Raw genomic sequence first — 15,088 nt, 5'->3', positions numbered from 1 at the left:
CACGGTCCGGGCCGGCGGCAGGCGTCCTCGTGGACCGCCGGCTCCGGCGGTCCACGGGACACGCGGACATCAGCTGAGGGCCCACTGCTTGATCACGGACGCGGCTCGCTGGTCGATCTCCACGAGGGTTCTGCGGTGGGCCTTGAGCTCGCTCTTGGTCTGCTCGCTGGACTCCTCGTGCCGCTCCAGTTCCCCGAGCGCGAACCGGACCTTCTCGTCGACCTCCGCGACGGCCGACGCCAGCCCTTCGTCGACCCTGCGCTGCTGCTTGGCGAACTCGGCGTAGATCTTGTCGCTGATCAGCCGCGCCATCTCCGGCGCCTCGTCGCGAAGCTTCTTGGCGACCGCGTCGGCCACGGTGTCCACGATGGACTTGTTCAGCTTGTCCAGCTTCCACAACGTGCGGATCAGACCGGCCCCGGCCAGAGCGGCGAACAGCACACCGGGGCCGAATCCGAGCAGACCGATGCCGAAGGCGAGCGCCAGTTGCGGCAGGACTCCCTTGAGCATGTCCTTGAACCCGAACTGCGCGCCGACCAGCGCCGACCCCGGATCGACGAACAACCCGAGCGCCGTCGAGAGCCCGCGGTTGAGCGCCGACGGCGACCGCTGCTCCGCGATCCCGGCCGGCTCGAAGATCGAGACACGGATGTCCTCAAGGTCCCGGTCGAACATGTCCAGCTTCTCGCCGACCTGCGCCTCCAGGTCCTCGACCCTGGCGCGGATCAGGTCCGTCAGCTCCCCCTTGCGCCAGTCGTCGAGGTACTGACGGACCCGGTTCCCGAGGGCCTCGGTCATCTCCTCGGCGAGGAGGTTCATGTTCTCCTTGGCCTTGAACACGTTGAGCGTCACCTTGTTGGAGCGTTCCACCTCGTGACCCCAGCTCAGGCACAGGTCCGCGGCCTGGATCAGCCGCCGCCTCGCCTGTTCCTGTATCTGCGCGCGGGTGGCCGCGAGGTGGTTGTCCATGCTGCGGCCGATGAGCGCGCGGTCCTGGCGCAGCCGCTCCAGCGGCCCGCGGGCCTGTTCGTACTTGTCGGCGAGTTCCTTCCTGTTCCGGTCGAGGAGGCCGAGCACGTCCTCGATGGCGTCCCGGGTGGTCGCGACGACCGTCTGCACCTGGGCCGCGGGTGGCACGATCTTCAACCGAGCGCGCTGCGTGGTCAGGAAGTGCTCCAGGCTGCGTTCGAAGACCGGCAGCCCCGACGCCTCCACCTGCGCCGGGTCGCCGTTCTGCCGGCCCTTGAGCGCTCCCTGCGCGTTGACGAAGATCAGCCGATCGTCGCCGACGTCCCAGCGCTCCCTGATACGTGCGCGGACGCCGGCCTTCACGTTCTCCACGTCGTCCTCGTCGACCTGGTTGACGCGGTTGACGAGGAAGAAGATGTTGTCGTGGCAGAACATCTGCAGATGCTCCTCCATGATCTTCTGCTCGCTCTCGGAGAACGCCTGGAGCGCGCTGAAGACGAACACGACGGCGTCGGCCTTGTTGACGAACTCCAGCGTGATCCTCGCCCGCTCGATGTTCTCGTTGAGACCTGGGGAGTCCACGAGGTCCACACCGCGGCGGCAGAGCTCCAGGGGCCAGCGGATCTCCGCCATCCCCCAGGTGTTCGGCCCGTCGGACTGTGAGTCGATGGTGATATGCCGGGTCAGGTCCTGTACGGCGACCGGAACCGCGGCCTCGTCCAATCCGTCGATCTTGGTGGTGTCCACCCGGTAGAGGAATCCCTGTTCCGTCTCACCCCAGCGCACGACGCTGAGTACCGCGGTCGTGGGGTTGCCGCTGGCCGGCAGTACCTTCTGGCCGAGCATCGCGTTGATGGTGGTGCTCTTCCCCGCGTTGAACTCCCCGGCCACCAGCACGGTGAACGTGTCGTTGGCCACCCTGCCGCGCAGTTCCGCGACGGTCTCGGCCAGCGTCGGCTGGCCGGCCCCGCGTACGACCCCCTCAAGCCGCTCGATGAGTTCGATCAGTTCCTTGCGCAGTCCCTGGAACTGGTCGAAACCCGAGCCGTCCTGTATCGCCGTCATCGGCGTACCCCTCTCCCGTCGGTGAAGACGACGACGTCCGCGCCGGCGCGGATCGTCGCCGTGAGCTCCTCGGCGCCGGCCACGACGGCCGGCCAGTCCGGCGCGGCGGGAAGCGGCGTGACGGCGGGTTCCGCCATGGTGGCGCGCCACTGGTTCCGCAGCCGGAGCACCTCGTCGTGGACGTGCCGGTACACCCGCGACAGGTGGTCGGTGATCGTGTCGGTGTGGGGATCGAGCGCGGCGTCGACCACGCCGGGCAGCCGTTTCCTCAGCAGGGCCCGTTGCTCGTTCACCAGGGTGCGCAGCCGGACCTCGGCCAGCCCGGTGCCGACCAGTGACGCGATCAACGCGGCCGGGGGGCCGAAGCCGGGGACGAGCAACGCCGCCAGCAGCGCCACACCTGTCGGCCCCATGCGGTACAGGAGCTTGCGCTGACGCAGGTCGTCGAGGCGTATGTCTCCCATGACGGGGATGGCCGGGCCGGTGCCGAGGGGTTCGGCCCGCAGATCGAGGCGCAGGCCGAACGACGTGGCGAGCGCGCCGGTCACCTCGTCGAGATGGCGTCCGGTGGTGGCGTGCAGCACCTTGCGCACGTTGCCGTCCCAGGCCGCCAGCCGGGTCTCCAGCTGGTACGGCAGTTCGGCCTCCATCCACTCCTTGGGGTCCCCGGCCCGGTCCACCTGGTGGAGGACGGACGCGGTCAGCTCCTCACGGAACCGGTCCCGCTCGCGGCGCAGGTCGTCGAGCACCTGGTTCTGCTTGCTCTGCACGTCCACGGCGAGCTCGTCGAAGATCCGCAGACGGTCGGCGACGCGCGACCGGTGTCCGGCGGTCTCGCCGGCGAGACGTTCCCGCTCGGCCGCCGCGTCCCGCATCGCCTGCTCGGCCGTCGCACGCACGCTCGCGAGGCACTGGGTGATCCTGCGGCCGATGTGCTCGATACGGGCCGTGCGAGCGGTGGGGAGGATGGTGTCGGTGATCCAGGCGCGTACGCCGGCGGCGATCTCCTGTTCGGCCGCGACCTCCGCCGGGACCACGGTCAGCAGCGGGGAGAGTTTCGCGGCCCGCCTGGTCACGTAGTTCAGCACCTCGGCGCGGTCGTCCTCCTCGACGAGTTCCAGCCTGCTCAGCACGACCAGGACACGTGCAGGCGAGACCCCGAGGCGGAACAGTTCCTCCAGGAACGTCATGTCGGTCATCGTCATCGCCGAGGTGGCGGTGACCGGCATGACGACCGCGTCGGCGGAGGCGAGGACGGACCGCGCCGGTGACCTCGTGTTCCGGCACGACTCCGCCGACGCGGACACCGTGGCCAGATCCAGCCCTCCCTGCTCCAGGGTGTCGTCGTGGAGCTGGAGCCGGAAAGCCGCGACCTCCGGGTCGCCGTCACGGTGCCAGTGGTCGTCCGCGGTCAGCCTGCGAGCGCTCGGCCCGCCGGCGGTCTCGGCCTCCAGGTGGTCGATCCGGCCCGGCGTGATCACGATCGGCACGTCGGCCCCGGGGTCGGCCGGCAGTACCGTACGGCCCAGCAGCTCGTTGACCAGCCAGGACCTGAGCCGTGACGACGTGGACGTCACCACCACACGTGCCCTCATGCGCAGCGCGTGCGAGACGATCGCGTCGACCTCGTCCGAGGCGGCGTCCATCCCCGCTGTCCGCGCGACGGCGCGCGCGCCGTCCAGCCACTCCTTGACCTGGTCGCCGACGGTGACGCCGGGCCAGGTACCGCTGTCGTCAGTCATTCCACCCTCCGAAGGGGTCGGTGGTGTTCAGGCGGTCCACCGTTCGCAGCCGGACCCGCTCGGCGGTCACCGACCTTCCGCGCGCGGCGCTCTCCTTCTGCGCGGCCCTGACGCGGTCGCGGCGGCTGTTCAGGGACTTCTGCCGCCGGTGATGCTCCTGGTGGAGCGCGTCGATCGTCTTGCTGTACGTGCGCCGGTACCACGCCGCCTGGCGCCGGAGCTCCTTCTCGCATCCGTCGGCGGACCCCGCGACGGCGTCCTTCAGCTGCCGGCCGGCCTCCAGGAAGACGGGCCGGACCGGCGCCGTCGCCTTCTCCGTGGCGCGCGCACGCACCTTGGTGATGTCCGCCGCGAACAGGGCACCCACCACGAACCCCAGGGCACCGCCGACGACGGTGCCGATCCCGGGGAGGATCATGGTGCCGAGCAGCGCGCCGGCCCCGACCCCGCCGCCGAACGAGAGCGCGTCCCGCGTGCTGTCGTCGGCGCCGATCGCGGCGGCCGCGGAGAACGTGTCCGCGCCGACCACGATCCCGGCGAGGCCCACATGAGCGGTGTCACCGGTGAGCGGTGCCGCGTCGATCCGCTCCAGCTTGGAGTACTCGGCGGTGAAGGCGGCGCGCAGCGCCTCGGCCTGGGTCGTGAGCTCGCGCCGCAGGATCTCGGTGACGGCGGTCGCCGAGCCCTCCGCCAGCGTGTTCAACCTGTCCCTGACCAGGCTCGGCACCTCGTTCCTCACGACGTTCTCGATCGCTTTGCCGTTGCCGCAGGGGGCGATCGCGGCACGGATCGCGCTCTCGGTGCCGTCGGTCGCGGAGTCCGTCAGGTCGCCGACGCGGGTGAGGGCCCGCTTCTCGGCTCGCCTGATGGACCGCACCCCTGCCGTGAGCCGGTCGGCGAGAAAGTCCTCCATGTCGGCCGGGGCGACGGCGTCCAGTTCGTGCTGCCGCTTCTCCAGCGTGCGCATCTCGCCTTCCAGCTCGCGGTCGAGCTGGTCCAGCAGTTCCTGCAACAGCCGCAGCGCGGTGTCGGCCACCGCGGCGGGCCGCCGCAGCGCGGCGATCCGGTGCAGCCAGCGCCGGGTGGCCCCGAACCGCTCCACCCACACCGCGCCGTCCTCCGGCAGGGTGCCGCGCCGCGCGGCGACCACCTGCTTCGGCGAAGCGAAGATGATCGGGGGGTCGGTCAGCGAGAGCGGTCCCGCGATGCGCCGGGCCGCGTCACGGCGCCGGTCGTCGAACTCGTCGGGCTCGATCTGGTCGGCGTAGGTGATGACGAAGCAGCACCTCGCCAGCAGTCCCTCGTCCAGCGCGCCGGTCAGGAAGTCCTGCAGGGAGAGCGTCATGATCTTGCTCTCGGCGCTGACGACGACGGCGAGGTCGGCCTCGGTGACCACCTGCCTCGCGATGGCGGCGTGCGCGTGACCGTGCTCCCCGTCGCCGGAGTTCGTCCCCGGCGTGTCGATGACGACCAAGCCGGTCTCCAGCAGCGCCGACGGGTACGTCACGTCGACGCGCTCCACCTGAGGCGCCACCCCCGGATCGGTGGTGAGGATCGTCAGCGCCTCGAGCACGCCGGTCCGCTCCAGATGCTCGCGCACCTGCCGCGTGGTCGGCTCCCCGTCGAAGCCACCGTCCGCCGGCTTGACCGGCCCCCGCGCACCGTCCAGGTGTTCACCGGCCCCCGCGGTTCTCTCCCACACCGAACCGTCTCCGAACACCGCGCGCACACCGAAAGCCGGCCCGTAACGCACCCGCACCGACGCGCTCGTCGTCACCAAGGCGCTCGCCGCGAAGATTTCCGCGTCGAGAAGCGCATTGATGAACGTGCTCTTTCCGCTGCTGAACTCCCCGATCACCGCCAGGTAGAACCGGTCGTCGCCGAGCCGGGCCCTGACCCTGGCGATACGCTCCAGGTAATCGCCCCTGCGCCGGTCACTCGCGTCGAACAAGTCGAGCAGGCCCTCGGCGAAATCCAAATGATCAGCCGCCTTGGCGCCGGCATTGTCATTGCCTCTCATCGCCCCCTCCTCCGGGAAACGAGAACAGCGAACCATGCCAACAAGACGCGCGAGTAGCACAAATGGTTGCTTTCCCAATTGATCCCATAGATGGCATATATGCCGATTTTTCGGCGCAATGGATCATGCGATGCCGGGAAGCGAAATTCCTGCCGGAGAATGCAGACCAGAAGTCAAGAATTCAGTGAACGTCACACGCGGTACATCTGGCAGGAAAAGAGAGAGATGTCCGATCAGGTGGATCTACGGAACGCGGTACGCGTCAGGTCCATGTGGCATGACCGGTGCTCTTACGGCGCGGCTACGGGGGTCACCGTGTGGTCTGGAGGATGGTCACCGACCTGGGAGGGAGGGTGAGGGAGGTGTCCGCCAGGTGGGTCTTGGGGTCGGAGGTGAGGAGGATGGTTCCCGGTGGGGTTTCCAGGGTCACGGGGGTGGCGGCGAAGTTGGCGGTGATCCGGAGGTTCGCGCGGGTGACGGTGAGCCAGGTGGCGTCGTTGTCGTAGGTCGCGTGGACGCGGTCGAGGTGGGGGTCGGTCAGGGCGGGGTGGGTCTTGCGGAGGGTTATGAGGTCGCGGTACCAGGCCAGGAGGTCGGCGTGGTCGGGGGTGGTGAGTTCGGGCCAGTTGAGCTTGGACATGTGGAAGGTCTGCTCGGACTGGGGGTCGGGGGCGGTGCCGAGCCAGTCGTCGTAGCCGAAGCCGACGAACTCGCGTTCGCGGCGTTCGGCCTCGCCGGTCGCGAGATCGGGCTCGGTGTGGTCGGTGAAGAAGAGGAACGGGGTGGTGGCCCCCCATTCCTCACCCATGAAGAGCATGGGGGTGTACGGGGAGGTCAGCAGGAGTGCGGCGCCGATCCGCAGGGCCTCCATCGGCAGGCGGTCGCCTCTGGCGCGGTTGCCGATCTGGTCGTGGTTCTGCAGCGCGACGACGAAACGGTGGCCGGGGGTGGTGCGGCGGTCCACGGGACGGCCGTGGGTCCGCACGCGGAAGGTGGAGTAGGTGCCGTCGTGCAGGTAGGCCGAGGTGAGGACCTTGGCGAGAACCTCCATGGAGCCGAAGTCGCAGTAGTAGCCGTGGCGTTCGCCGGTGAGCGCCGAGTGCAGCGCGTGGTGGACGTCGTCGTCCCACACGGCGTGCAGGCCGTAGCCGCCGGACTCTCTGGGGGTGACGAGCCGGGGGTCGTTGAGGTCGGATTCGGCGATGAGAGTGAGGGGACGTCCCACGGCGGCGGACAGGGACTCGACCTCGACGGCCAGTTCCTCCAGGAAGTGGATGGCGCGCTTGTCGTGGAACGCGTGGACGGCGTCGAGACGCAGACCGTCCACGCGGTAGTCGCGCAGCCAGTGCAGCGCGTTGCCGATGAAGTAGCGGCGGACCTCGTCGGAGTGCTTGCCGTCGAGGTTGACGGCCTGACCCCAGAACGACGACGCGGAGTCGTGGAAATAGGGGCCGAACGGCGCGAGGAAGTTGCCGGACGGGCCGAGATGGTTGTGGACCACGTCCATGATCACGCCGAGGCCGGCCAGATGACAGGCGTTGACGAAACGCTTCAGTCCGTCGGGGCCGCCGTACTGCTCGTGCACCGCGTACAGGTCCACACCGTCGTACCCCCAGTTGTGGCGGCCGGGGACCGGCGGGACCGGCAGCAGCTCGACGAAGTCCACCCCGAGGTCCACCAGGTGGTCCAGGCGCTCGATCGCGGAGTCGAAGGTGCCGTCGGTGGTGAAGGTGCCGACGTGCATCTCATAGATGACCGACCCGGGGAGGACTCGGCCGTGCCACGACTGGTCGGTCCACGGGAAGCGCTCGTGCTCGTAGACGCGGCTCGGGCCGAACACCCCGGACGGCTGCCACAGGGTCCGCGGGTCGGGGAGGGGGTCGCCGTCGTCGACACGGAAGGTGTAGTCGGTGCCGTGGCCGGCGCCGGGGACCTCCGCCGTCCACCAGCCGCCGTCGCCACGGGTCATCTCGTGGCGGTGCGCGCCGTCGATCTCGACGTCGACGCGGGTGGCGAACGGTGCCCAGACCTCGAACATGTGTCTCCAAAATCGCTGAACGGTGCGCGGACCGGTGGGACTAATCCCTTTCCAGCAGAGCGACCGGATAACGTCCCAGCAGGTGAGCGAGTGGAATGCGTCCGGTGTACCGCTCGCCGGTGAGGCGGCACGTCCACCGGCCGGACGGCAGGGCCAGGGTCTCGGCGCCGAAGCCGCCGCGGCGCGCGAGGCCCGCGGGGTGGCGGGTCGCCACGGCCACCGCGCGACCGCCGCGGCTGAACGCGATGACGTGCTCACCGGTGGTGGTCAGCGGCACGTACGGCGCGCCTGGCGCGAGGCGGGACCGTACGGCGAGCGCGGTGCGGGTGACGTGCAGCTTGGCGGCGTCCCAGCTGTCGCCGGCCGGGTCGGCGAGCAGGGAACGGCGGTAGGCGAAGTCGACGGGCCTGCGGTTGTCGGGGTCCACCAGCGAGAAGTCGGTGGTCTCGGTGCCTTGGTAGACGTCGGGGACCCCCGGCATCATGATCTGCACGAGCTTCTGGCCGAGCGAGTTGACCCGCGCGTAGCGGTCCACGCGCTCGGTGAAGGCCGCCACCGACGGGCCGCACTCCTCGATGGCACGCGCCGCGAAGTCGCGGATCCCCGCCTCGTACGCCGGATCGGGAGCGATCCATGAGATGGACGTCTTGGCCTCACGAGCGGCCTTGAACAGGTAGTCGCCGAACCGTTCCACGCTGATCGGCCAGGCCGCCATGAGGTTCTGCCAGGCCAGATAGTCCAGGCGCGGGTCGAACGACACGCGTGCCGACCACTCGGCCACCGCTTCGGCCCACTCGCCGGGGATCTCCGACAGCACGGCCAGCCTGGCGCGCACGTCCTCGGAGCGCTTGGTGTCGTGGGTGGACAGGGTGGTCATGGTGTTCGGCGACATGCGCAGGCAGAACGCGTGGAACTCCTCGGCGGTGACGGAGAACCGGTCCGGTTCGCCGCCGACCTCGTTCAGGCACGACAGCGGGTACCACCGGTACAACGCGGTGTCCTCGACCCCCTTGGCCATGACCGGGCCGCAGGCCTGCTGGAACCCCACGACGGTCTCCGGCGGCCCGCCGACCACCAGCTCGGCGGCCCGCCGCACGGCGTCGGGGTCGGTGCGCGTGGCGGCGAGCTCGGCGGCCGAGCCGATCAGGCGGAGGCTCTCGGCCGGCGGCTCCTCCCCCGGCACGAGGTAGGCGCGGTAGACCGGCATCGCGGCGAGCAGTTCCGCCATGGCCTCGCGCAGCGACGGCTCACCGCGGGACAGCCGGTCCAGCTCGACGCCGAAGAACTGCGCGAGCACCTGCTTCTTGGCCTCGTACACGACGACGTCGTAGTCCTGCGTGACACCGGTGTGCTTGACGAACGTGTCGATGAGGCTCTGCGACCCTGCGGGGTCCACGAACAGCCTGGTCACCATGTTGAGCGCGTCGTAGCCGGTGGTGCCGTCGCAGGCCCAGCCGGACGGCAGCCGCTCGCCGTCGATGAGGATCTTCTCCGCGACCGTCCACACCGGCGCGCGTTCCCGCAGCCGCGCCAGGTAGCCACGCGGGTCGGCCAGCCCGTCGGGATGGTCCACCCGAAGGCCGTCGATCACGCCGTCGGCGATCAGGCCGAGGATCACCTCGTGGGTGGCGTCGAAGATCTCCGGGTCCTCCACCCGCAGCCCGATGAGCGAGTTGACGTCGAAGAACCGCCGGTACCCCGGGCCCTGCCGCCACGGGACGAGCCGGTAGTGCTGCTCCGCGAGCTGCGACGAGCCGGGCCGCAGCGGGAAGCGGTGGTCGTGGTACCGCAGGCCGTCCCCGTCGGCGACCACCTCGGCCGCGACATCGGTCCCCTCGCCGAGGACCGGCAGCGCGACCGGCCCCGCCTCCCAGTCGACGTCGAACCAGCGGGCCGCAGCCGAGCCGGGACCGTCGCGCAGCATCTCCCACAGCCGCCGGTTGCCCGACTCCGGCACCGGCACCGTCATGTGGTTCGGCACGATGTCGGCGATCAACGGCAACCCGGCCGCCGCCAGCGCGCGCAGCCCCGCCTCACCGCCGAACTCCGCGCGGATCCGTGAGTGGTCGGTGACGTCGTAGCCGTGCAGCGAACCCGGGTCGGCCTGCAGGATCGGCGACAGGTAGATGTGGCTCACCCCGAGCTCGGTGAGATAGCCCACCAGGCCCGCCGCGTCGGCGAACCCGAAGGCGGGGGTGAGCTGCAGCCGGTACGTCGCGGCCGGCGGGGTGGGGACGGTCACCGGAGGTCCTTCCTGAGGTCGGTCCGGAAAGTCGAGGGATCTACAGGACGGCGCCGGGACGGGTGTCCCGGCGCCGTCGCGGGGTCAGGCGCGGCGCAGCACGCGGACCGAACGGCCCGCGACCGGGACCTGCTCACCCGCGCGGTACACCTCGGTGTCCACGGCGATGGGGGCCGCGGTGTCGATCTCCGGCACCCACAGGTCGCCGTACACCTTCGGCAGCGTGTAGCGGATCGTCTCGTGGTGCGCGTTGAACATCAGCAGGAACGAGTCGTCCACGATGCGCCGTCCCCGCCGGTCCGGCTCGGTGATGGCCTCGCCGTTGAGGAACACGCACAGCGACTTGGCGTACCCGTTGTGCCAGTCGGCGTCGGTCATCTCGCTGCCGGACGGCGTGAGCCACGCGATGTCGGTCAGCTCGTCACCCGACCCGCGCACCGGCCGGCCGTAGAAGAAGCGGCGCCGCCGGAACACCGGGTGGCCGCGCCGCAGGTCGGCGAGCCGCTGGGTGAACTCCAGCAGCAGCCAGTTCTCCCGCACGTCGGACCAGTCGACCCAGCTGATCTCGTTGTCCTGGCAGTAGGCGTTGTTGTTGCCTTGCTGCGTGCGGCCGAGCTCGTCGCCGTGCGACAGCATCGGCACTCCCTGCGACAGGAACAAGGTGGTGAGGAAGTTGCGTTTCTGCTGCTCACGCAAGGCTTCCACGGCCCCGGACGCCGGCCCTTCCTCACCGCAGTTCCACGACCGGTTGTCGTCGGTGCCGTCGCGGTTGCCCTCGCCGTTGGCCTCGTTGTGCTTGCCGTTGTACGACACGAGGTCCCGCAGCGTGAAACCGTCGTGGCAGGTGACGAAGTTGATGGACGCGGCGGGACGGCGGCTGTCGTCCTGGTAGAGGTCGCTGGACCCGGTGAGCCGGGACGCGAACTCCGGCAGCGCCGCCGGCTCGCCGCGCCACATGTCGCGGATGGTGTCGCGGTAGCGGCCGTTCCACTCGGTCCAGCGCGGCGGGAAGTTGCCGACCTGGTAGCCGCCGGGCCCGACGTCCCACGGCTCGGCGATGAGCTTGACCTGGCTGAGCACGGGGTCCTGCTGCACCAGGTCGAAGAACGCCGACAGCCGGTCGACCTCGTGCAACTCGCGGGCCAGGGTCGCGGCGAGGTCGAAGCGGAAGCCGTCGACGTGCATCTCGATGACCCAGTAGCGCAGCGAGTCCATGATGAGCTGCAGGGTGTGCGGCGAGCGCATCAGCAGGCTGTTGCCGGTGCCGGTGGTGTCCATGTAGTAGCGCTGGTCGTCGTCCACGAGCCGGTAGTACGACCCGTTGTCGATGCCGCGCATGCTCAAGGTCGGCCCGAGGTGGTTGCCCTCGGCGGTGTGGTTGTAGACCACGTCGAGGATGACCTCGATGCCGGCCTCGTGCAGGGCCTTCACCATGGCCTTGAACTCCAGCACCTGGCCGCCGCGCTCGGCCGAGCTGGAGTAGCCGTTGTGCGGTGCGAAGAAACCGATGGTGTTGTAGCCCCAGTAGTTGGTGAGGCCGCGCTCCTGGAGGGTGTGGTCGGTGACGAACTGGTGCACCGGCATCAGCTCGACGGCCGTCACCCCGAGGCCGGTCAGGTGGTCGATGATCTCCGGGTGCGCGAGCGCGGCGTACGTGCCGCGGATGCGCTCGGGGATGCGCGGGTGCTGGATGGTCAGCCCCCGCACGTGCGCCTCGTAGATCACCGTGTTGTGGTACGGCGTGGCAGGCGGCCGGTCGTGGCCCCAGCCGAAGAACGGGTTCACGACGATGGACTTCGGCACGAACGCCGCCGAGTCGGAATCGTCGCGGCTGTCGGGCTCGCCGAAGCGGTAGCCGTAGACGGCCTGGTCCCAGCGGACCGTGCCGTCGATGGCCTTGGCGTACGGGTCGAGCAGCAGTTTGTTGGGATTGCAGCGCTGGCCGCGCGTGGGGTCGTACGGCCCGTGGACGCGGTAGCCGTACCGCTGTCCCGGGCCGATGCCGGGTAGGTACCCGTGCCACACGAAGCCCTCGCACTCGGTGAGCGCGACGCGTTGCTCGTTGTGGTCGTCGTCGAAGAGACAGAGCTCCACGCGTTCGCCGACCTCTGTGTACAGCGCGAAGTTGGTCCCCGCGCCGTCGTATGTCGCCCCGAGCGGATAGGGGTCGCCGGGCCAAGTTTCGATCATGTCACCACCCGGATAGGGATTTGCCCCATGGTCTCCCGACCATGCGGCGGAGCGCAGCCGAGTGCGAGTTTCACAGCCCCGTCACCGGCATCGTGCGGTTCCTCTCGTCCACGAGGAACTCGCCGTCCACCCGGCCGGCCCCCTGATCCGTTACGGTACCCGCACCGGGGACCAGCGCCTGACGCGCCTCGCTCTCACCGGCGCCGACGTGGCGGCTCGACGAAGTTGATCAGGCCCGCGCCTTCGCACACCCGGCACGCACGGCCGTCCACGGCGCCGTCTCCGGCGCAGGAACGGCAGGCCAGCACACGGTCGAAACGCGGGTCGCGGTAGGTGTGGCGGGTGCGCCGGCGGCCGATGGCCCAGCCCTGCACCCAGGCGAATCCGTCGATCTCGGCGAACAGCGCGTCGCTGAGCTCCCAGTGCCGGGTGACCGCGCGTTCGCGCAGCGCGTGCCACAACCCCGTTCCGAGGCCGGCGATGCCGACGTTCATGAGGACCGTTTCCTCTCTGGGTCCTTCGCGTGACCGTCGCCAGGAGCGCGGCGTCCCCACCACCGGCCCGGTGTGACCGCGGCATCATCCCCACGATGCCGCGCGGTCGCGCGTCCTACCCGCGCGCGCCCTCCCCGTCCCGTACGGCCTCCCTGCCCGTGTGGCGCGACGCACGGGTCCGGGGTGTGCTTCCGTCAGGGGCTGACCTTCTGTTTCCTTGTTCGTCCCTGTGCGTCACCGCCGATGACGATAGCCACACAAGACACTGTCTTCCGTATATACCTCTCCCGGTGCGCGCAGGGAATACCGCGCGGCGTCACAGCGCCGGACCGGGACGCGGTTTCCCGGCGGGGGTGGTCGCAGGCCAACGGCCGTCGCGGTCCGCGCCTTTAGCCGAGTAAGGGACCCAGGTAAAGGGTGTCAGCGGAGATGGCCCGCGCTCGGCTCGGTGTGGCGCGGGAGAGGACACCGCGCCGGGAACGCCGGCGACCTCGTCCTCGCTCGGCTCCGTGTGCGGCGGGAGACGTCCGTGCGAGGTCCGGGGATCGGTATGTTTGCCTGGTACTTCGCGGGTGGTCCCGCGAAACCCCCCTCGCCGTCGCGCCGACGGCGCGCGCACCCCCCTAGGAGACGACGTTGAGCGGATTCAAGCAGTTCCTGATGCGCGGCAACCTCGTGGAGCTCGCCGTCGCCGTCGTGATCGGCGCGACGTTCAGCGGGCTGATCCAGGCGCTGGTCGCGGACCTGATCACGCCGTTGATCGCGGCGGTGACCGGGGGCAAGCAGCCGGACTTCTCGCGGTACACGTTCAGCGTCAACGGCGCGGTGTTCAAGTACGGCGACTTCGTCAACCACCTGCTGACCTTCCTCATCATCGCCGCGGTCGTCTACTGGCTGGTGATCCTGCCGATGACGCGCGTGATCGGCTTCTTCGACCGCGACAAGAAGACCACCGAGAAGACCTGCCCCGAGTGCCTGAGCGACATCCCGGTGGAGGCCCGCCGCTGCGCGTTCTGCACCGTGGAGCTGTCCACCGTCCCGCCGGCCGACGACCGGCCCGCCGTCTGACGGCCGGATGCGTATGCCGGAATAGAGACCGGCCGGTCCCGGTTGCCGCGAAGGTGACCGATGAGATCCGTGGTGTCCCGCGAGGCGAGGCGACCGTACCCCTGTCCGTGCTCGACCTCGCCACCGTGGGGGCCGGCGACACGCCGGCCGACGCGCTGCGGACCTCCACCGAGCTCGCCAGGCGGGCCGAGCAGTGGGGCTACCACCGGTTCTGGGTGGCCGAGCACCACGGCATGCCGAGTGTCGCCAGCTCCTCACCGGCCGTCATCATCGCTCATCTCGGCGCGAACACCTCCACGATCCGGCTCGGCTCCGGCGGGGTGATGCTGCCGAACCACGCGCCGCTGGTCGTCGCCGAGCAGTTCGGCACGCTGCACGCGCTGCACCCGGGCCGCATCGACCTCGGTCTCGGCCGCGCTCCCGGCACCGACCAGGCGACCGCACGCGCGCTGCGCCGTGAGGCGACCCCGGACGCCGACGACTTCCCGCGCCAGCTGACCGATCTCATCGGCTTCCTCGACGACGCGCACCCGGCCGGCAGCCCGTACGAGCGCATCAGGGCCGTCCCCGGTGAGGCCTCGGCCCCCGGCTCGGGCCGTCCGCCGATCTGGCTGCTCGGCTCCAGCGGCTTCAGCGCGCGCCTGTCCGGGCTCCTCGGCCTGCCGTTCGCGTTCGCTCACCACTTCAGCGCGGCCAACACCGTCCCGGCGCTCGATCTGTACCGCTCGTCGTTCCGGCCGTCGGCGGTCCTCGACCGGCCGTACGCCATGATCGGGGTCGGTGCGGTGGCCGCGGACACCGCGCACGAGGCGCGGCGGCGAGCTCTCACCGGAGCGCTCGGCATGCTGCGGCTGCGGCGCGGTCAGCCGGCACCCCTGCCGACCCCCGAGGAGGCCGAGGCCCACCCCTACTCCGAGGTGGAGCGCGGCTTCGTGGAGGACTGGCTCTCCAATGTCGTGCACGGCGATCCCGCCACGGTGCGCGCCGGCCTGGAGGCGTTGCGTGAGCGGACCGGCGCCGACGAACTCATGATCACGACCTCGGTGCACGGCGGGCCGGCGCGCCTGCGGTCCTACGAACTGATCGCCGAGGCCTTCGGGATGCTCCGGGAGCGGGGCCCCGAGCGCGCGATCGCGTAACGAATCTGCAACGCCCCCGGCCGGATTGTACTCAACCGGTTGAGTGAAGGACAGGGCTGAGCAGGGAGGCCGGTCGGGCCGATGCCGCGGACCGGTCCCACGCAGGTGTGGTGCGGAGAGG

At 70.1% G+C, this 15,088-nt stretch carries 9 protein-coding genes; 2 read left to right on the top strand and 7 right to left on the bottom strand.

The annotated features are described in order from the left end of the window. Window positions 1–69: 69 nt before the first annotated feature. From BJ992_RS08160 to BJ992_RS08130, 7 genes are all read right to left on the bottom strand, one after another. Window positions 70–2,034, bottom strand: coding sequence for a dynamin family protein (locus BJ992_RS08160; RefSeq protein WP_184979304.1), 1,965 nt, complete (start codon window positions 2,032–2,034; stop codon window positions 70–72). Continuing rightward, window positions 2,031–3,776, bottom strand: a complete 1,746-nt coding sequence (locus BJ992_RS08155; RefSeq protein WP_184979303.1) for a P-loop NTPase family protein — start codon at window positions 3,774–3,776, stop codon at window positions 2,031–2,033. Before BJ992_RS08155 ends, BJ992_RS08160 begins: the two co-directional genes overlap by 4 nt. Then, window positions 3,769–5,796, bottom strand: a complete 2,028-nt coding sequence (locus tag BJ992_RS08150) for a dynamin family protein (RefSeq protein WP_184979302.1) — start codon at window positions 5,794–5,796, stop codon at window positions 3,769–3,771. The genes BJ992_RS08155 and BJ992_RS08150 overlap by 8 nt, the downstream gene beginning before the upstream one ends. A gap of 310 nt (window positions 5,797–6,106) precedes the next feature. After that, window positions 6,107–7,834, bottom strand: coding sequence for a malto-oligosyltrehalose trehalohydrolase (gene treZ, locus BJ992_RS08145; RefSeq protein WP_184979301.1), 1,728 nt, complete (start codon window positions 7,832–7,834; stop codon window positions 6,107–6,109). A 40-nt stretch (window positions 7,835–7,874) separates the two neighbouring features. Next, a complete protein-coding gene (treY, locus tag BJ992_RS08140; protein WP_184979300.1) occupies window positions 7,875–10,076 on the bottom strand; it encodes a malto-oligosyltrehalose synthase in 2,202 nt (733 codons plus the stop codon). An 84-nt stretch (window positions 10,077–10,160) separates the two neighbouring features. Continuing rightward, window positions 10,161–12,266 (bottom strand): glycogen debranching protein GlgX, encoded by a 2,106-nt coding sequence (gene glgX, locus BJ992_RS08135; protein WP_184979299.1) that lies wholly within the window; start codon window positions 12,264–12,266, stop codon window positions 10,161–10,163. Window positions 12,267–12,460: 194 nt separating this feature from the next. Then, window positions 12,461–12,760 (bottom strand): hypothetical protein, encoded by a 300-nt coding sequence (locus BJ992_RS08130; RefSeq protein WP_184979298.1) that lies wholly within the window; start codon window positions 12,758–12,760, stop codon window positions 12,461–12,463. A gap of 636 nt (window positions 12,761–13,396) precedes the next feature. Here BJ992_RS08130 and mscL point away from each other — a divergent pair. Further along, a complete protein-coding gene (gene mscL / locus BJ992_RS08125) occupies window positions 13,397–13,828 on the top strand; it encodes a large conductance mechanosensitive channel protein MscL (protein ID WP_184979297.1) in 432 nt (143 codons plus the stop codon). A 53-nt stretch (window positions 13,829–13,881) separates the two neighbouring features. Beyond that, window positions 13,882–14,967, top strand: coding sequence for an MsnO8 family LLM class oxidoreductase (locus tag BJ992_RS08120; protein WP_184979296.1), 1,086 nt, complete (start codon window positions 13,882–13,884; stop codon window positions 14,965–14,967). Window positions 14,968–15,088 lie beyond the last annotated feature (121 nt).

The sequence above is a fragment of the Sphaerisporangium rubeum genome, assembly GCF_014207705.1.
In the GTDB taxonomy this organism is placed as follows: domain Bacteria; phylum Actinomycetota; class Actinomycetes; order Streptosporangiales; family Streptosporangiaceae; genus Sphaerisporangium; species Sphaerisporangium rubeum.
The sequence above is the reverse complement of the archived record's forward strand: the minus strand, read 5'-3'. Positions and strand labels throughout refer to the sequence as shown.